Raw genomic sequence first — 430 nt, forward strand, 5'->3', positions numbered from 1 at the left:
CGCCTTCGCCCAGACCCAGAATGCCCGCAGCGTCGTATTGCTCGGCCACGGCACCGGCGCCTGGTGGGCCGCGCGTTACCTGAGTGAAAAACAACCGGCGCAGGTGCAGAAATTTGTCATGGTGGCCGCGCAGACCCCGGCGGGCCGTGCCCCGGACCTGCAACAACTGGCACCGAAACTGAAGCTGGCCACGGCAGACTTTTTCTACCAGGACAACGCCCAGGCACGCAAAGCGGCCCAGGAACGTTCCCAGGCCAGCAAGCGTTTGAAGAATGACAGCTACAAGCAGGTGTCGTTGAAGGCCCTCCCCGATAACAGCCAGGCAGGGCAAGAGCAGCTGTACCGGCGGATTCGCGGGTGGCTGAGCCCGCAAAATCCCGGAGACTGATCGTAAATCTCAAAAACACTGGAGAACAAAATGTGGGAGCGG

Annotated in this window: 1 protein-coding gene; it reads left to right on the top strand. The window is 61.4% G+C overall.

Features of this window, described 5'->3' with window-relative positions; translation table 11 throughout:
• On the top strand, positions 1-388 hold a 388-nt coding region (locus HX846_RS25530), incomplete at its 5' end, for a DUF3530 family protein (RefSeq protein ID WP_178966332.1).
• Positions 389-430 lie beyond the last annotated feature (42 nt).

Origin of the sequence: Pseudomonas sp. K5002 (assembly GCF_013386655.1) — a bacterium.
Classification (GTDB): domain Bacteria; phylum Pseudomonadota; class Gammaproteobacteria; order Pseudomonadales; family Pseudomonadaceae; genus Aquipseudomonas.